21 protein-coding genes are annotated in these 15,685 nt (G+C 59.9%); 13 read left to right on the top strand and 8 right to left on the bottom strand.

Features of this window, described 5'->3' with window-relative positions:
- Nucleotides 1-64: 64 nt before the first annotated feature.
- A complete protein-coding gene (locus tag C440_RS08060; protein WP_008319867.1) occupies nt 65-991 on the bottom strand; it encodes an ArsR/SmtB family transcription factor in 927 nt (308 codons plus the stop codon).
- 96 nt (nt 992-1,087) lie between these two features.
- On the opposite strand from C440_RS08060, the gene C440_RS17730 reads away from it, so the two are divergent.
- From C440_RS17730 to C440_RS08050, 3 genes are read left to right on the top strand one after another with little or no spacing between them, the layout of a single operon-like run.
- Nucleotides 1,088-1,255, top strand: coding sequence for a DUF7859 family protein (locus C440_RS17730; RefSeq protein WP_169317788.1), 168 nt, complete (start codon nt 1,088-1,090; stop codon nt 1,253-1,255).
- A gap of 42 nt (nt 1,256-1,297) precedes the next feature.
- On the top strand, nt 1,298-2,497 hold the full coding sequence (locus tag C440_RS08055) for an inorganic phosphate transporter (protein ID WP_008319865.1): 1,200 nt from the start codon (nt 1,298-1,300) through the stop codon (nt 2,495-2,497).
- Entirely contained in the window at nt 2,494-2,769 is a 276-nt protein-coding gene (locus C440_RS08050) for a hypothetical protein (protein WP_008319864.1), read from the top strand. The genes C440_RS08055 and C440_RS08050 overlap by 4 nt, the downstream gene beginning before the upstream one ends.
- Before the next feature lie 31 nt (nt 2,770-2,800).
- On the opposite strand, the gene C440_RS08045 is transcribed toward C440_RS08050, so the two are convergent.
- Complete coding sequence (locus tag C440_RS08045) at nt 2,801-4,198, bottom strand: hemolysin family protein (protein ID WP_008319863.1); 1,398 nt, start codon at nt 4,196-4,198, stop codon at nt 2,801-2,803.
- Between the two features lie 208 nt (nt 4,199-4,406).
- Here C440_RS08045 and C440_RS08040 point away from each other — a divergent pair, with 208 nt between their 5' ends.
- The 3 genes from C440_RS08040 (at nt 4,407) to C440_RS08030 (ending at nt 5,989) form a co-directional block, all read left to right on the top strand.
- Nucleotides 4,407-4,670, top strand: a complete 264-nt coding sequence (locus C440_RS08040; protein ID WP_008319862.1) for a glutaredoxin family protein — start codon at nt 4,407-4,409, stop codon at nt 4,668-4,670.
- Nucleotides 4,670-5,176 carry a redoxin domain-containing protein gene (locus C440_RS08035; RefSeq protein ID WP_008319861.1) on the top strand — a complete coding sequence of 169 codons (507 nt, stop codon included), beginning with the start codon at nt 4,670-4,672 and terminating at the stop codon, nt 5,174-5,176. Before C440_RS08040 ends, C440_RS08035 begins: the two co-directional genes overlap by 1 nt.
- A 204-nt stretch (nt 5,177-5,380) precedes the next feature.
- Nucleotides 5,381-5,989 (top strand): L-threonylcarbamoyladenylate synthase, encoded by a 609-nt coding sequence (locus tag C440_RS08030; RefSeq protein WP_008319860.1) that lies wholly within the window; start codon nt 5,381-5,383, stop codon nt 5,987-5,989.
- A gap of 5 nt (nt 5,990-5,994) precedes the next feature.
- Here C440_RS08030 and C440_RS08025 read toward each other — a convergent pair whose 3' ends face one another.
- Nucleotides 5,995-6,657, bottom strand: a complete 663-nt coding sequence (locus tag C440_RS08025) for a CRISPR-associated protein Cas4 (protein ID WP_008319859.1) — start codon at nt 6,655-6,657, stop codon at nt 5,995-5,997.
- 132 nt (nt 6,658-6,789) lie between these two features.
- On the opposite strand from C440_RS08025, the gene C440_RS08020 reads away from it, so the two are divergent.
- Nucleotides 6,790-8,403, top strand: a complete 1,614-nt coding sequence (locus C440_RS08020; RefSeq protein WP_008319858.1) for a spermidine synthase — start codon at nt 6,790-6,792, stop codon at nt 8,401-8,403.
- Between the two features lie 28 nt (nt 8,404-8,431).
- On the opposite strand, the gene C440_RS17725 is transcribed toward C440_RS08020, so the two are convergent.
- On the bottom strand, nt 8,432-8,593 hold the full coding sequence (locus tag C440_RS17725; protein WP_169317787.1) for a hypothetical protein: 162 nt from the start codon (nt 8,591-8,593) through the stop codon (nt 8,432-8,434).
- Between the two features lie 168 nt (nt 8,594-8,761).
- Here C440_RS17725 and C440_RS08015 point away from each other — a divergent pair, with 168 nt between their 5' ends.
- Both C440_RS08015 and C440_RS17920 read left to right on the top strand, forming a co-directional pair.
- Nucleotides 8,762-8,947 carry a hypothetical protein gene (locus C440_RS08015; RefSeq protein ID WP_008319856.1) on the top strand — a complete coding sequence of 62 codons (186 nt, stop codon included), beginning with the start codon at nt 8,762-8,764 and terminating at the stop codon, nt 8,945-8,947.
- A 443-nt stretch (nt 8,948-9,390) separates the two neighbouring features.
- On the top strand, nt 9,391-9,699 hold the full coding sequence (locus tag C440_RS17920) for an SHOCT domain-containing protein (protein WP_008319855.1): 309 nt from the start codon (nt 9,391-9,393) through the stop codon (nt 9,697-9,699).
- A gap of 808 nt (nt 9,700-10,507) precedes the next feature.
- Here the strand turns inward: C440_RS17920 and C440_RS08005 are convergent.
- The 3 genes from C440_RS08005 to C440_RS18220 form a co-directional block, all read right to left on the bottom strand.
- Nucleotides 10,508-11,533 (bottom strand): tyrosine-type recombinase/integrase, encoded by a 1,026-nt coding sequence (locus C440_RS08005; protein ID WP_008319854.1) that lies wholly within the window; start codon nt 11,531-11,533, stop codon nt 10,508-10,510.
- Between the two features lie 290 nt (nt 11,534-11,823).
- On the bottom strand, nt 11,824-12,174 hold the full coding sequence (locus C440_RS08000) for a hypothetical protein (protein ID WP_008319853.1): 351 nt from the start codon (nt 12,172-12,174) through the stop codon (nt 11,824-11,826).
- Nucleotides 12,175-12,528: 354 nt separating this feature from the next.
- A complete protein-coding gene (locus C440_RS18220) occupies nt 12,529-13,284 on the bottom strand; it encodes a helix-turn-helix transcriptional regulator (RefSeq protein ID WP_008319852.1) in 756 nt (251 codons plus the stop codon).
- Nucleotides 13,285-13,677: 393 nt separating this feature from the next.
- On the opposite strand from C440_RS18220, the gene C440_RS07985 reads away from it, so the two are divergent.
- The 4 genes from C440_RS07985 (at nt 13,678) to C440_RS07970 (ending at nt 15,198) form a co-directional block, all read left to right on the top strand.
- A complete protein-coding gene (locus C440_RS07985; protein WP_008319850.1) occupies nt 13,678-13,956 on the top strand; it encodes a helix-turn-helix domain-containing protein in 279 nt (92 codons plus the stop codon).
- 42 nt (nt 13,957-13,998) lie between these two features.
- A complete protein-coding gene (locus tag C440_RS07980; protein ID WP_008319849.1) occupies nt 13,999-14,268 on the top strand; it encodes a ribbon-helix-helix domain-containing protein in 270 nt (89 codons plus the stop codon).
- 10 nt (nt 14,269-14,278) lie between these two features.
- Nucleotides 14,279-14,575 carry a type II toxin-antitoxin system RelE family toxin gene (locus C440_RS07975; RefSeq protein ID WP_008319848.1) on the top strand — a complete coding sequence of 99 codons (297 nt, stop codon included), beginning with the start codon at nt 14,279-14,281 and terminating at the stop codon, nt 14,573-14,575.
- Nucleotides 14,576-14,844: 269 nt separating this feature from the next.
- Nucleotides 14,845-15,198 carry a hypothetical protein gene (locus C440_RS07970; RefSeq protein WP_241432019.1) on the top strand — a complete coding sequence of 118 codons (354 nt, stop codon included), beginning with the start codon at nt 14,845-14,847 and terminating at the stop codon, nt 15,196-15,198.
- Nucleotides 15,199-15,200: 2 nt separating this feature from the next.
- Here C440_RS07970 and C440_RS07965 read toward each other — a convergent pair whose 3' ends face one another.
- A complete protein-coding gene (locus C440_RS07965; RefSeq protein ID WP_008319846.1) occupies nt 15,201-15,476 on the bottom strand; it encodes a hypothetical protein in 276 nt (91 codons plus the stop codon).
- Nucleotides 15,477-15,685: the final 209 nt, after the last annotated feature.

Here is a 15,685-nt window from a genome sequence, read left to right as displayed (position 1 = left end):
CGACCTCGCAGTTTGTCGTATGCGTTCGGCGGTCAAATACACACCGTAGGCTCAAAGGGTCCTTTTAGTCACGGAGTACGCTGATTGCAATCCATGCGATAAGGACCGTCAAACCGCCGAAAAAGAACAATATCCCCGGCGAGAGCGACCCGAACGATTCGGCGATGCCGGACCCTCCAGCCAGTTGCGTTGCTGTCTCCGCCGTCTCCGTCGCCTGTTGTGCAATCGTCGTCGTGTTCGCCGCCGGTGTCGGCGTCGCGGTCGGCGCTGGCGTCGCCGTCTCCGCGGTTCGAGTCGCCGCTTCGGTCACGGTTTCCTCGACGGTCGTGGCTCCGGCGTCCGAAGCCGTCGTCGCCGCATCCGCCGCGGTCGCATCGCCGCCGTCCGCGACGGTCGTCGTTTCGTCTGCTTCGTAGACCACGTTCGAGTCCGACCCGGACCCATCGGAGGTGTTCGCGTTCGTTGCGACATCGACGCTTCCGCCGTTCCCGCCCGCACTTTCGCCCGCGCTCCCGAGTCCGAACGGGACGAACGACTCCGGTCGGGCGAGTCGGTTCACGACGACCGAGCCGATACCGAGAACACCGATACCGCCGATAAGGCGCGTGAGCGCTCCTTTGAGTCCTTCAGTCTCGTCGTCGTCACCGGCGACGACGACCAGCGCGCGGTCGGCGGGCGCGTAGACGTTCATCTCGCGGCCCTTCTCGGAGTACCGCGTGTCGGTCACGTCGATGAGGTCCGCCTCGGCGAGATTGCCGAGATGGTACTGAACGTTCTGAAGCGACGTTTCGACCTCGGTTGCGAGTTCCGACGGAGTCGCGGGCGATTCGTGGAGGGACGCGAGGACCGACCGGGCGGTAGACGAGGAGATGGCGGCGAGTAAGTCGTCGGCTTCGTCGCTGTCGAGACCGACGACGCGCGGGTCTCTGTCGTCCGGGTCGTCGTCGGCGTTCCCGGTGTCCCCGGCGTCGGAGGGGAGGAGGTCGGCCATCTGTTCGCGCTACTCGCGTTTTCGGTATGAGTGTTTGTATCCCGTCACGTCCTGACGCCGAAATTGCTATACCCCGTGCCCGCGGAATCCTCGCACATGACCGACCCTTTGGTCGTAGACGGCATCGTCGATTTTCTCGTTGGTGACCCCATATTCACGGGCTTGCTCATCGTGATGTTGCTCTTCGTCTTCTTCGCGTATCTCCTCGTCCGCCGGACCCTGCTCGGCTTGAGCGAGGGATACGACGAGGTGCGTCGCCGGTAGAATGGTCACCGCGCACTCCACTCATTCCCGAGGTGTCCTGTCGTGGTAGCTATCGGTACGCTCGCCACCTTCGCCGTCGCCGCCCTTGCGAGTCTGTTCATGGCGTGGGCTATCGGTGCCGGGTCGTCGGGTTCGACGCCGTTTGCACCTGCTGTCGGTGCCAACGCCATCTCGGTGATGCGGGCCGGATTTATCGTCGGCCTGCTCGGCTTCGCCGGGGCCTTCCTGCAGGGTGCGAACGTCACGAACGCCGTCGGAACCGAACTCATCGGCGGCGTTACGCTGACCGCGGTCGCCGCGGTCGTTGCGCTTCTCACCGCGGCGGTCCTCGTCGCGCTTGGCGTCTTCACCGGTTACCCCATCGCCACCGCCTTTACCGTCACCGGGGCCGTCGTCGGCGTCGGTCTCGCCATGGGCGGCGTTCCAGCGTGGGCGAAATATCAACAAATCCTCTCCCTGTGGATTCTCACGCCGTTCGTCGGCGGCGGCGCGTCGTACGCGACCGCCCGAACGCTCCGCTCCAACGGCACGTCCGAACGAGTCACGGTTCCCATTCTCGCTGGAATCGTCGGCCTGCTGGTCGCCAACATGGAGTTTGCGAGTCTCGGTTCGAACGGGTCGTCTGCGTCCGTCGCCCGCGCCGCCGCGCTCGAACTGACCGGCGTCGTCGGCATCGGCGAGACGGTCTGGTTCGTCGCCGCCTCGCTGTTCGTTGGTCTCATCGCGGTCGCAATCGTCGGTCGCTGGATGGCTACGGACCAGACCCGCGGTCAGCGACGCTTCCTGCTCGTTCTCGGCGGCCTCGTCGCCTTCTCGGCTGGCGGGAGTCAGGTCGGACTTGCCATCGGACCGCTGGTTCCGCTTCTCGACGCGGTGACCGTTCCGCTCCCGGCGCTCCTCGTCGGCGGCGGTGTCGGTCTCCTCGCGGGGTCGTGGACCGGCGCACCGCGCATGATTAAGGCGCTCGCGCAGGACTACTCTTCGCTCGGCCCGCGTCGCTCTATCGCCGCGATGATTCCCTCGTTCGCCATCGCGCAGACGGCGGTCGCACTCGGCGTTCCCGTCTCGTTCAACGAAATCATCGTCAGTGCCATCATCGGTTCCGGCTACGCCGCCGGTGGCTCAGGCGTCTCGGGGCGGAAGATGCTCTACACCGTTCTCGCGTGGGTCGGCTCGTTGGTCCTCGCGTTCGGTCTCGGCTACGGTGTCTTTACGGTCGTTTCGACCGCATTCTCGGTGTGAACGTTCGTCGCTTCCGCGTCGTCCTCGCCGCGCTGGTCGCCGGTCTCTGGGCGGTGTTCGGTATCTACCACGTTGCGATGGCGGTCGTCACCGGACTCTCGATTCAGGGATTCGCCTTCGGGACCGTCGGACTCGGCGGGTTCGCGCTGTCGATTCGGTTTCGAGACCGCTCTCGACGGCTCAAAGACGGCACCGAAACAACGGCCGAACTCGTCGGCCTCACCTTGGTGTCGCTGGCACTGGTGTTGCTCTCGTTTACGCTCTTCGGATAACACAAAAACGTAGTACCGCCGTTCGTACCGCCTACGTGTCGGGTTCGACTTCGGCTTCTTCGTCGATACCGTCGTCGTCAGCGTCGGTTTCCGACACGTCGGCGTGCGTTCGGATGCGCGCTTTCATGATGCGCGTGTTGTCAACCTGTTCGATGCGGATGACGATGTCGCCGTAGGTTATCTCCTCGCCCTCTTCGACGAGGCGACCGGCGCGGTTGAAGATGAAGCCGGCGAGCGTCTCGAACTCTTCGCCCTCGGGGAGTTCGATGCCCAGAATCTCGTTTACCTCGTCGATGTTGACCTCGCCGCGGACGAGGTACGTATCTTCGTCAACCTCCTCGAACGGCTCTTCTTCGTCGCCTTCGAGGATGTCGCCGACGATCTCTTCGACCATGTCTTCGAGCGTGATGAGCCCCTCGGTGGTCCCGAACTCGTCGATGACGATGACCATCTGCATCCGGGTCTCTTGCATCTCGGCCATGAGTTCGTCGACGTTCTTCGATTCGGGGACGTGGAGTGTCGGCGAGACGATATCCGCGATGGTCACGCCGCGCTCGCCGTAGTACTTCTCGCGGACGAGATTCCGGATGTTGACGATGCCGATGACGTTGTCGAGGTTGCCGTCGTAGACGGGGACGCGCTCGTGGTCGGCCTGCACGCAGGTCTCGATGGCTTCGTCGATGGTCGCGTCTTTAGAGACGGCGGTCATGTCGAGCCGCGGCGTCATGACCTCTTTTGCAATCGTCGAGTTGAAACGGAAGATGCGGTCGAGCATCTCGCGTTCTTCCTCTTCGATGACGCCCTCGCGTTCACCCGTCTCGATGAGGTTCTGAATCTCGTCGCGCGTGACGTACGTCGTCTCAATTGCCGTCTGCCCACCTGTTATTTTGTTGACAACCCGAGTCAGGTAGTCGAAGAGGACGACGAGCGGGAGCAACAGTAGCTCTGCGTACTTCAGCGGGCGTGCAATGCGGAGAGACCAGGACTCGGTGTTCTCGACCGCGTAGGATTTCGGAGCACTCTCGCCGAACAACAGGACGATTGCTGTAATACCGAATGTCGCGATGGCAACGGCCTCTCCCTGTTGGAACCCGACAAAGACGAGCAGTCCGGTCGAGATGGAGGACATCGCGATGTTGGCGATGTTGTTCCCGACTAGGATGGTCACGAGGAGGCGGTGAGGGTCGTCCTTGAGCGCTTTCACCCGCTCTGCGCCGGGGACTCCGTCTTCGACCATCGAGTCGACGCGGTGTTTCGCCAGTGAGAACATCGCAATCTCGGAGGAGGAAAAGAACGCCGAGAGTCCGATGAGTACGATAATCGCAGCCACCCCGAGGGCGGTGATCGTATTGTCGCCAGCGGGAAGGTCCGAGACCTGTGCGACCGCGAATAACGTGGCTGGAAGTGATAGTAGCGGCGGCAAGCCCATGTAACTACACAGTCTTGCGTGGCACTGGAATTAAGAGTTACCCTCGGGTTCTCGTCCGTCGGTATTAGGTTGGTGTGCCCCGTCAGCCCCATATCAACATTCTCACAGGACCACACGGTTGGATGACAGAGAACTCCGCTAGTTCGGCATTGCGGCGGTGATACCCGCGAGCGAAGGGCTTAGGCGAGGGTCTTCCTAACGGCCATCCATGTCCGGCGACCAACCGGCGATTACGCTGTATCGGCTCCAAGCGTGTCCCTTCTGCGAGCGCGTCGTCCGTGTTCTCGACGAACGAGGTCTCGACTACCGGTCGCGGTTCGTCGAACCGATGCACGCCGACCGCAACGTCGTCAAGCGAATCTCGGGGAAGCGAACCGTTCCGGCCATCGTTGACGAGAACACCGGCGTCACGATGTCCGAGTCCGAAAACATCGTCGAGTATCTCGAACAGACCTACGGGGAGGCCGCATAATGGTTGCCTTCGACGTCGTCGAACTCCCCGACCACGACGCGCCGGGCGTGGGTGACACCGCTCCGGATTTCACACGCCCACTCGTCAACCACGAGTTCTGGGAGAACGCGTCGCTGTCGGACCTGACGGACGACGGCCCGGTTCTTCTCGTCTTCCACACGATGGACGGCGCGTTCCCGGCGACGTACATCTGGAACAACCTCCGCGACCGCGGTGTTCCGGAAGCGGTTCAAGCTGTCGGCGTCTCAATCTCGTCGCCCTACGAGCACAAGTCGTTCCTCCGAGAACGCGAGGTTGACGCCCGGTTGTTCGCTGACCCGGGGGCCGGCGTCGCCGCCGACTACGGCATCGAAAACGACCTCGACGGCATGGCCGGAATCACCGAACACCGGCCTGCCGTCTTCCTCCTCGACGACGCGCGCACGGTCCAGTACGTGTGGGTCGCCGACAAATGGCCTGCTTTCCCCGACTACGACGAACTCGCAGACGCCGTCGCGGACCTGTAATCGGCGTCAGCACTGGCGCGCGACTCGATTCCGTCGCCGGGAATCACCCGTCGCTCATCGTCTATTCAGCCACTCGCCAGTCGTCTACTCACTCACCAACCAGCCTCCATCCACTCACCATCCAACCTCCCGCATCCACTCACCATCCAACCTCCCGCATCCACTTTCGTCACGCTTTTTCGCCGCTCTCGCGTTCGTTCAGCCATGAGCGACGACGTAACAGCCGCCGCCGACGCCGTTCGTCACGGCGAGGTGGTTGTCTATCCGACCGAGACGGTCTACGGAATGGGCGCGGACGCGACGAACCCGGATGCCGTCGAACGCGTCTTCGACACCAAGGGACGCGACCGAGACAAACCGCTTTCAGCCGGTTTTCCGAGCGTCGATGCCGCGCTCGAATACGTCGTCACAACCGACCTCGAAGTAGCGTTCATGCGGCGGTTCCTTCCCGGCCCGGTGACCGTCGTCGTCGAACGCCGTGACGCACTTCCGGACGTACTCGTCGCCGGCCGCGACCGCGTGGGCGTCCGCGTCCCCGACCACGACCTCGCGTGCGACTTCTTCGAGCGGGCCGACACGCCGGTGACCGCGACCAGCGCGAATCGCTCCGGCACAGGTAGTATCACCAACCCGTCGCAACTCTCCGACGACGTCCGCGAAGCCGTTGCGGTCGTCCTCGATGGGGGGACGACGCCTGGAACCGAAAGCACCGTCGTTGACCCCGGCCGTGGAATCATCCATCGCCGCGGGGCGATGGCCGACGACATCGAGACGTGGCTCGCAGAGCACGCCGACTCCGAACCCGACGCGTAAGCTACTCAAAAGCCGAGCAACGACCGCAACGAACGGGTTTTCACGCCGCACGCTTCCCGATAGGCGCACTCGTCACACTTCGAGGAGCGCCGCAGTCGCGGCGGAACGAAATCGAGGTCGCGGGCGACCCGCAACGCCCGCCGATATGCGGCTTTGTTTCCTGTCGTGAGTCGGACGGTCCTGACGACGCCGACGGCTGGATATTCGACGAGCGCCCGCGATACCGACGTTTCGTGTTCCCACGAGAGCGCCTTCGCAAGTGCGACGGCCCGAACTCGCTGTGGTTCCCACACCCCTCGTTCCGGTGGCTCGCCCGGTGAAACGAGAGACGGTACGGCAGGGTCGCCGACGAGTTTGTGCGCGACGCCGCGGCAGTCTTTTCCGGTGAGAAGGACGTCGCGGCCGGCGGGTGCGGTGAGTTCGTCCCAGTCGTCCCGCTCTCGGAGTCGCCGAAGGTTCTCGCGGTACGTCTTCGGCGAGACGGCGATCGGATAGGTGGCGAGCGCGCTCTCGTCGGTGCCGAGGAGCGACGGATACTCGAAGGCGAGCGCACGAATCTCCTCGACTCCCGGCGGCGGCCCGCGAGTATCGTCGTTGCGGGCGTAGTAGAGTTGTCGCGGACAGTAAGCGGCGCGAGCGAGGTCAGACGCGGCGACGGGCGACGACATGGCGGGTCTGGCGTCGCTTTCGGATAAATAGCTACTCGCCCGACCACTACGGTGTGCGGGTGTCTGAACCTCGGTTTTCCACCCGCTGACGCGGGCGTCAATTAATACGTCTGTGACACTAATCGTTCTGCCATGGGTTCGTCGCCCACGTTTTCGTCGCTTCGGGTCTCACGCCCCGAACTCGCGGTGTTCGTCTCCGGCGTCACCAGCATGGGGCTTGAAATCCTCGCCGGGCGGATGGTCGCTCCAGAGTTCGGGAGCAGTATCTACACGTGGGGGAGCATCATCGGCGTCTTTCTCGCGGCGCTGAGCCTCGGTTACTACCGCGGCGGCAAACAGGCCGAGCGCGCGTCCAACGGGACACTCGTCCGCGTGTTCGTCGCAACCGCGGCCTACATCGCGGGCGTCATTCTCTTCGGCGACCTCTTTTTACAGTCCACGGCCGGGCTTCCGCTTCCGAGTCGGTTCGCGTCGCTTCCGGCGGTGACGCTCCTTTTCGGCCCGCCGACCTACCTTCTCGGGTACGTCAGCCCGTACGCGGCGGAACTCTCCGGGCGGTCGAAGGTCGGTGCCGCGTCGGGACACGTCTACGCTGTCGGCACCGTCGGGAGCATCATCGGCGCGTTCGCAACCACCTATCTGCTCATTCCGTCCTTGAGCGTCGCCGACATCGGACTGGTGTTCGGTCTCTTGTCGGTTGGGACGGCGCTCGCGCTCGCTCGCCCCGATATCGACCGGGAAGCGGCGGTCTGGAGCGTCGGCATCGCCGTCGTTCTTCTCGTCGCCGCGACGACCGGCGGTATCGGACTCGACTCCCGCGGGAACACCGTCTACCACACCCAAACCGCGTATCAAGAACTCCGCGTCTCCGACGCTGGTGGCGTCCGCACGCTCTACCTCGACGGCCAACCGCACAGTGCGATGGACCTCGATGACCCGACGCGACACGTCTTCGACTACACGTCGTATTTCCACGTCCCGTTTCTCCTTTCGGACGACATCGACCGCGTGTTGTTCGTCGGCGGCGGCGGCTTCACCGGTCCCCGGGTGTTTCTGGAGACGTATCCGAACGTGACCGTCGATGTCGTCGAAATCGATCCTGAAGTCGTCGCCGTCTCGAAAGAGTACTTCGGCGTCGAAACGTCCGACCGTCTCAACATCTACACGATGGACGGACGGCAGTACCTTCGGGAGACGAACACGACCTACGACCTCATCGTCCTCGACGCCTACCGGAAAGACAAGGTCCCGTTCGAGTTGACGACCGTCGAGTTCATGGAACTCACGTCGGACCGCCTCGACGACGACGGAATCCTCTTTGCGAACGTCATCTCCGCCCCCAGCGGTCCCGCCTCGAAGTTCTACCGCGCGGAGTACAAGACGATGCGCGAGGTGTACCCGCAGGTCTACAGTTTCCCCACCGTGGGGAGCGTCGTCGTCCAGAATATCGAGGTCGTAGCGACGAAAAACGACACGCACGTCACCCGTTCGGAGTTACAGACGCGGAACCAGCGCCGTGACATCGGTATCGACCTCGCGGCCGAACTCGCGTCGTACCGAAATTCGACGCCGACCGACGACGTGCCGGTGCTGCGCGACGACCGCGCGCCGGTGGATAGCCTCTTGGACCCGATGGTCGGCCAGCGCTACGTCATCCAGCAGACGAACGAGACGAACCGAACGGAGACCGACCGGAACGCAACTGCGCGCAACGCGGCCGCACAGAACGCCGTCGCACTTCGATAGATTCGGATTCCGTCAGAACGCCCGAGACTCACATCTCCCTTGACGTGAGTATCGTTGGGACGATGACGCCGACCCCGATGAGAAGCGCCCAGCGAATCCACGATTCTGCGGTGTAGTACCCCGAAACCAACCAGAGCGTGGCACCGAGGAAGACGAACAACACGGTAATCGCAAAATCCCGGTGGAGCATGCGAGACGGTTGTTGGTCTCCCGTCATATGTCTACTCCCGGATGATGTACTCGGAACCGGTACTTCGCACTCGGTCGCAGAACTCGACGTCGCATCCGACTGTCTCGACCATCAGCACCCACGCGGGCAATAAGACATTTGACACGAGCGCTCGACAGTCCGACTATAATGCCGCTCCAACCGCTCGATGTCCTCGGTGGCGTCATGTTTCTGGCGGGACTACTGCTGGTCGTTGGACTGTTTACACCGTCCGTCGTCGCAAGCCAGCGTCTCGGAACCGGTGCGACGCTCATGGTCCTCGGAACCGCCGCCGTCGCGGGACCGCGTATGTTCAAAACCGCACTCAAGAACTGACGCTCGCCGCGAGAGGACCCATCTTCGGAGTGTCTCGGGAGCTACTTTCACCCAGTCAATAGCTATAATATTTCACTCTCGCCATGTGCTCGTATGGGTTCCCAATCGGAAGCGACGCTGGAAGACGACGATACCGAAGCACAGAAGAACGAACTACTCGACCGAGTGCTGAACTTCCTCACTACGTATCTTCCGTGAGTGATCTCGGGAGCGCAGTCAACGAGGAGTGCGGTCTCAACCTTCGAAGTTCGCGGATTTGAGTGAGTACGCTTCACGGCTATTCCACCGCCACAGTTCATCCCGTTGACTTTTGTGGGTGGAGTGATAGGATTTAGCCAATGTATAATTTGGTCCACCGCTACGCCCCAGAGAGTCCCGGCGGGAGGACTGCCGTCGCAGTCGTTTCTTCCCTCGTTGGCGTTCCATCACTCATACTTGCAATAATGGGTTCTGGTAGCAATTTACACACGCTTCTGTTTCTCTTGGCCGGTCTCGCTCTCCTCGCCGTCGCCTGGTGTTTGACGCTCGGTGTCGTTCGGCAGGCGAACGAGGCACCCAACACAGTTCCACTCACCGAGCCGCGAGCTGATGCTGTATCCGAATCATCGACCGAAACCCCAATCGAGACACTCCGCCGCCGGTACGCCGAAGGCGAACTCAGCGACGACGCGTTCCAACGACAACTCGACAACCTCCTCGAAAGTGAATCGCTGGGCCAAGACGAACGCGAGCCGGCGCAGATGCTTGAGTAAGGCTCGATAACTCGACTCTGCGGATTTAGCGCTCGTTCGGTGGCTTCTCTAGATATCACACTTCGAGGCTGTCGTCATCCACTGCGAGTTTCAAGACGTGCGAACACGGCGAGGAGTCCATAATTCGTGGGTGGGTAGTCACAGAAGCGTCTGTGAGTGGTTCATACAACTTGCGTAATACGATAATTTTCCAGAGACTACAGCAATTGCTCGACGGACGAACGTCGGTCGGGGGTAGTCATCAACTAGACAGTCCCAGTGGCAGGAATTGAGAGTGGTTTTTGAATCCGCAGATGTTGGGTCTATTCAATCGGAAACCGAGAAGATATTGGAGATAATTGAGAGCGAAGAGGAGTAGCTCGAATCACTGTCGTTATCGTCCGATTTTGACCAGCTTCGAGGAACGACTATTTTCGTAACCTCCGGTGCGTCGAAGGTGGGTAAATTCGCGTCAAAATAAGACCGCCCGGATTTGGAATCTCGCTCGCAACGAGTTGCTCGTTGGTTCAAAGCCGTCTTTGTCCATCTCCCACGAACCCGGTGTCCCTCGCACACGCTACGCGGTGCTCGAATGTCAAGTTTGAGTCAAAATGGGACCGCCCGGATTTGAACCTCACTCGCTCACTGCGTTCGCTCGCTGGTTCAAACCCGGACGGTTGTCACTCTTTGGCTCATCACGTTGTTCTTCGCACAAAGAGTGGGACCGCCCGGTTTCGAACCGTCAGCGAAAACGGACCCCTGAGCATCGCCAAACCGTTGGCGAGACTCTACTCTGTTCGAGGTGGCAAACGTGGACATTGTTACAGGTTTAATTAAGGCTCAATTTATCGAGATGCGGGCCTCTCCGCAGTTCCATTTCTTCGAGCTTCGTGGCGGTGTCGTAGTGGCGGTCGATCACACGTTGCGAGGCGTTCACGCGCTCAGCGGTGACCTCCTTCGGGATGCCACGGTCACGGTGCCAAGTGATCGACCCGGTACGGATGTGGTGCGGTGCCCTCGACGACGGACACTTACTCGCGTGAGAGTGCGAACGGAACTCGCAATCTGGCGGGTCGTGACCGTGAGGACACGGGCCATGAACGCACGGCATCGTCGCGCGATAAGACCAGACACGAACGGTATTTCGACCAGGACGGCCACGAGTTGAGGTAAAAAGTGGCTGCCGACCGTGGTCATCGTGGTTCGACCAACGGTCATTCGCAATGTACTCCTGGAGAACATCGACGACCTCAGGAAGCAGTTTGACCATGCGCTCGCCCTTCCGCTTGTTTTTCAGCGGAGTATCGGTCTCGGGTCGGTGGACAAACTCGACGTAGCCCACATCGCTGTTAAAATCACGCAGATCAAGGCCGCGAAGCGCACCGAGTCGAGCGCCGGTGTGCCACGCGACTTCAAGAAACGCATGGAAAAGCGAGCCGTAGGTCTCATCGTTCGACCGGTGGAACTGGATGAGTTCGAGTGCGTCGTCGGTGGTCAGTTTGGTCTCGCGTGATTGGTCGTCTTCGGAGACTCGAGGAACATCGACCTTTTCTGCGAGACCGTCCTCGACGGCACCGATGTTTTCGAGGTACTCGACAAGCCCGCGTAGCGTCTCCATCTCGTTGTGGAGCGTGGTCGGGGCGATCCCCTCACCGGCACGGTAAGCGCGAAACTCGTCGAGAAGCCAGCCGTTGAGTTCGGACACGGTCTCGATACCGCGCTCCTCGCACCACGCGCCGAAGAGCTTGAGGCGGTAGTGGTAGGAATCGGCCGACCCATCGGTGAGTTCGGTCCGCCGTCTGTCGATGTACCGCTTCCAAGCGTCACGAGGCGACAGGTCACGCGGACCACTCACAGCAACCACCTCGCTCGGTGGACAACTTCACCATCAACAACCTGCACGTCCCGAAAATCCTCCGCAGTCATTCCGACGCACTTCGTCCCGCACACTGGGCACTCCTCAACGTACACATCAGTCACGGGTTTTCACCCCGACATACAGCGAAAGATGTGCACCACAGTTCTGACAGTCACTCGCAGGGAGTTCGATTTTCGTCCCTTCGCGGCACTCCGGGCACCGAACAGTTGTTTTCAGAAACTCGCTCGATATGTCTCCGCCACCGATTCGGTGGTATTCTGGTTCGCTCATAGGTTGTATTTCTCGTTGATTCGTTGTGCTATCTCTCGGAGTTTGCTGGCTCTCTCTGGCTTCTCGTCTTCGACTTTATTCGACCGAATCAAGATGGCACGAGCGACGTGAATCGCGTCGTCTTCACTCTTAATAGCGGATGCGGATGTACCGCCGTCGGTGAGAAGCGTCTGTTGCTCGGTGGTCTCCTCGACACCGTCGCCAGACCCGCAGTCGTCACACTCGTCTTGCCATTCGAAGACGACTGCTCCGCAGTCAGGACACTCCTCAGCGTAGTCGTGTCTCAGTAGCGACTCGCGTTTCTCCTGCCGTTGCTCGGGCGTGAGCGGGTCGAGTCCGTCACTCATCGCGCTGGACCTCCGCGTAGTCGGCTGCACGAAGCAGGATGTTCGCAAGCTCTCTCGCCTCGTTCGGCGACAGTTGGCTCAGCGTTCCGGCAGATACGCCGCCCTCTTCGTCGTCTCCCGTGAACAGCCCGACTGCTGCCCAGTCGGAACGACGTTGCGGGAACTATCTCGCGGTCATAAACCTCGCTGGCGTCACCGAGAGGTTCGCTCAGGTCGATGGGTGTCTGATGTCCGGTCTCTCTCATCGCAGGTCACCCCCAGTGAGTTGGGAGACCTCTGCGCGGATGTCCTCCAGGAGACCAGCGACATCGCGCTCGGACGCATCCTTACACGGCGAGCCACAACGCTTGCAACTCACTGTTCTGCACCATCCTGATGACCGTGGCCGCAGTCCCAACAGTACATTTCACCGTCTGCAACAACCGCATCGCCTGAGCCGCAGTCGGGACACTCACTCAGATTCTTGGCAGTCGTCTCTTCTGGGAGTTGGAACTCGCCTCCATCAGCAACCGCCTCAGTGACTTCGAGGCCAGCGAGGTGAGCCATGTGCTCGGCCTCTCCAGCAACTATCTGGCGAGCAATCGTCGTCGATTCGTAGGAGTTCGTCCGCCGGTCAAGTGCGCCCTTCTCAACGACGCCCACCTCCACGAGATCATCGAGATTCGGGTAGAGTTGACCATGACCGACTTCCTTACCGTAGCGTTCGTTGAGGACCTCCTTGATAGCGAGACCGTATGGGACGTCGCCATCGTTCTCGAGTTCAACGATAGCCTTCACGAGTTGTTGCTGAAACTCACTCAGATCGATCCAGCGGACGCCGCCATCGGCGACAGCACGCTCAGAAGAATCCTCAGCAACACGCTCAATCTTCCAGCGGAGCGGACTCGACGCGCCGGGATTCCACTTCGTGAACTTGAGGCCCGGCACGTCCGTCGGTTCGACGCCGTCGTGAGAGCCGTTGATATGACCGAGCCAATAGCCGACCTCGTGGCTACTGAGGCCAGTCTCAGTCGCAATCCGGCGCGCCGTGTAGACCATCCAATTACCGGGTGCGATTTTCGCGCGAAGGTGCGTGACGATACAATCGAGATTCTCAGAGTCGTAGCTCATGGTTCAAAACATCTCCTGCGCGATATCGCTCGCGCGGACGAATCCAAGTTCGCAGCCACACGGCTCAACAGTGTGACGGCCGGGACTGTTCGCGGCGAAGCCTTCGATGAGACTCCCACACGCGAGGCAGTTTGCAGACTGTTCGAAGGTCGTGTCGGGGGATTTATCATTCGCCCCCGAGAGGGTTTCAGCGGTCGTCATCATGGCCGACGACCCTCGACCGGGCTCCTGTGGCAGCAGGGGTCCGGACTTTTGCTCGGACCTGTAGCATCCAGTGAGAGTCGTCAATAGCGACAATGATACCCATCCGATATAAATCTTATCTACGATAGTGGATAGACATTTTCGACTATCGTGGGTAGGTTTAACTACTATAGCTGTAATTTTTGAACTATGTCTGACGATTTCCTGAGAGAGATGGTCAATAGAATCTCGTGGTTTTCGCCAGTTGACTACGAGATAATGATATTCTACGAGCAGCACGATATAGCGGTCACTGCGAAATCGATTGCAGCAAACATCGACTACCACCGCCAGTACGTCAACAAGCGGATGCGTGTCTTGGAAAACGCTGGTCTGTTTTCGAATACCGACGGAATCTACTCTTTGACCGACTTCGGCCGTGAGTTCCTCGCGGGCAACGTTTCCGAAGACGAACTGCCCGAACCCTGAGTGACCGTCAGGGCTTTCTGTACCACCCACGTACCACGCAACATGAGTACTGACACTGGCGAGAATGATGACATGGTGAAACTCAACGTGAAGGTCCCGAGGCGGCTTCTCGAAGAGATTGACGAACTCTCGAAAGAGTTGAACTACACGAACCGTTCGGAGTTCGTCCGTGAGGTCCTCCGCGATACGACCGAGCCAATCCTGACGCCCGGCGCGCAGGAAGGTGTCGCTGAAGGATACAGCGATGTTGCCGCTGGACGGACGATGTCGATGTCTGATGCGAGAGATCGACTCGGACTCTCCGACGAGTGACTGTTGACGAATGGGCCACAACATCGAACTCACCGAGACGCTGGTAGCGTCGCTCGAACAACTCGAAAAGCAGGACGCGAAGCGAATCCTCAACAAACTCGAAGACATTGAGGACTTCCCCGAACACTTTCTCGACCGTCTGAAGAACCATCCCGGGTACAAGCTTCGAGTCGGTGACTTCCGAGTACTTGTCGACTGGGATAAAGGCGAACAGATTCTATACGCCATCGACGTATTCGAGCGCAAGAAAGAGTACCGCGAACTCGGGAAGTATCGTGAAGTCTGGGGTTCGTGGCGTGACGACTGAGTAGTCTCTACAGACTCACGGACTTCGGCCGCGAATTTCTTGCTGGGAACTTCGATTGCAGACTGTTCGAAGGTCGTGTCGGGGGATTTATCATTCGCCCCCGAGAGGGTTTCAGCGGTCGTCATCATGGCCGACGACCCTCGACCGGATTCCTGTTCCAGCAGGGGTCCGGGACTTTTGGACCTGTAGTATCCGGTGAGAGTCGTCAATATCCACATAACGCCACCCCTACATAAAGCTTGATACAGTTCTGTATCATATGACACAGAATGGAATCTAATGAAACAGATATGATTCAGGAAGACTGTTTGCGTAATTTTACGGCATGGCCCCTTTACGGTCCAGATATGAGTCCGTGGAGGAACGACGCGATTGAGCCGACCTTGTCTCTCTTGGATCAATCTGGTCTTGATCTGAATCCAAAAGCGATTGTGCACAATCTCGAACAACAAATGCAACGGCCACCATCCCGCTCGACGGTCAATCGAGCGCTGAAAATGCTGCTGGAAGGTGGCCTCGTGGAGAAGGTTGATGGTGGCCCCTTCTATCGGATCACAGATGAGGGGAGTGCGGTCATCCGTGCCCAGCAAGACCCTTCGAAATACGATTTTTATACCGAGTAATTTCACACCCAATCGACCCCCAACTGCACGAAGACCTCGTGCATCCAGTCAGGTTCGTTGGGGTCGTCAACACGACCGTCATCGTCGAACCCATCGATGAGCGTCACAATCTCGTTGCTATCAATTCCGTAGACCCAGCGCCGAGCGCCGTGATGAACGTCAAGGCGAGCGGCATAGTCAGCGTCTGAGGTAATTTCGAGACGAACCTGTAGGCCGTTCAGCAACCGGAGCGTCCGACTGGTTCCGGTGGACGGCCTATCACCGATTGTCGTGGACATGGTGAGTCCGATGACAATCTGGTATATACGACTTGACGGGCGATGAACGAATCAGCCGATTTGAGGACCTAAAACGCCGAATTCTCGTGTGAAATTGGCTCTATCACTGAATGAGTGAAAATGAACGAATGAACGAATCACCGCGCAGTCTGGCGATTAGCACGATGAACGAATCCGGAGACGACCATTGATGGTATCGATAGTGATTT

The sequence above is a fragment of the Haloferax mucosum ATCC BAA-1512 genome, assembly GCF_000337815.1.
GTDB classification, from domain to species: domain Archaea; phylum Halobacteriota; class Halobacteria; order Halobacteriales; family Haloferacaceae; genus Haloferax; species Haloferax mucosum.
This window is presented reverse-complemented; position numbering and strand designations above follow the sequence as displayed.

Excerpts from the sequence above, each read along its gene's own strand:
- C440_RS08060 (WP_008319867.1), bottom strand. The coding sequence starts at position 991 with ATGGCCGACCTCCTCCCCTCCGACGCCGGGGACACCGGGAACGCCGAC.
- C440_RS17730 (WP_169317788.1), top strand. The coding sequence starts at position 1,088 with ATGACCGACCCTTTGGTCGTAGACGGCATCGTCGATTTTCTCGTTGGT.
- C440_RS08045 (WP_008319863.1), bottom strand. The coding sequence starts at position 4,198 with ATGGGCTTGCCGCCGCTACTATCACTTCCAGCCACGTTATTCGCGGTC.
- C440_RS08040 (WP_008319862.1), top strand. The coding sequence starts at position 4,407 with ATGTCCGGCGACCAACCGGCGATTACGCTGTATCGGCTCCAAGCGTGT.
- C440_RS08035 (WP_008319861.1), top strand. The coding sequence starts at position 4,670 with ATGGTTGCCTTCGACGTCGTCGAACTCCCCGACCACGACGCGCCGGGC.
- C440_RS08030 (WP_008319860.1), top strand. The coding sequence starts at position 5,381 with ATGAGCGACGACGTAACAGCCGCCGCCGACGCCGTTCGTCACGGCGAG.
- C440_RS08025 (WP_008319859.1), bottom strand. The coding sequence starts at position 6,657 with ATGTCGTCGCCCGTCGCCGCGTCTGACCTCGCTCGCGCCGCTTACTGT.
- C440_RS08020 (WP_008319858.1), top strand. The coding sequence starts at position 6,790 with ATGGGTTCGTCGCCCACGTTTTCGTCGCTTCGGGTCTCACGCCCCGAA.
- C440_RS17725 (WP_169317787.1), bottom strand. The coding sequence starts at position 8,593 with ATGCTCCACCGGGATTTTGCGATTACCGTGTTGTTCGTCTTCCTCGGT.
- C440_RS08015 (WP_008319856.1), top strand. The coding sequence starts at position 8,762 with ATGCCGCTCCAACCGCTCGATGTCCTCGGTGGCGTCATGTTTCTGGCG.
- C440_RS17920 (WP_008319855.1), top strand. The coding sequence starts at position 9,391 with ATGGGTTCTGGTAGCAATTTACACACGCTTCTGTTTCTCTTGGCCGGT.
- C440_RS08000 (WP_008319853.1), bottom strand. The coding sequence starts at position 12,174 with ATGAGTGACGGACTCGACCCGCTCACGCCCGAGCAACGGCAGGAGAAA.
- C440_RS18220 (WP_008319852.1), bottom strand. The coding sequence starts at position 13,284 with ATGAGCTACGACTCTGAGAATCTCGATTGTATCGTCACGCACCTTCGC.
- C440_RS07985 (WP_008319850.1), top strand. The coding sequence starts at position 13,678 with ATGTCTGACGATTTCCTGAGAGAGATGGTCAATAGAATCTCGTGGTTT.
- C440_RS07980 (WP_008319849.1), top strand. The coding sequence starts at position 13,999 with ATGAGTACTGACACTGGCGAGAATGATGACATGGTGAAACTCAACGTG.
- C440_RS07975 (WP_008319848.1), top strand. The coding sequence starts at position 14,279 with ATGGGCCACAACATCGAACTCACCGAGACGCTGGTAGCGTCGCTCGAA.
- C440_RS07970 (WP_241432019.1), top strand. The coding sequence starts at position 14,845 with ATGGAATCTAATGAAACAGATATGATTCAGGAAGACTGTTTGCGTAAT.
- C440_RS07965 (WP_008319846.1), bottom strand. The coding sequence starts at position 15,476 with ATGTCCACGACAATCGGTGATAGGCCGTCCACCGGAACCAGTCGGACG.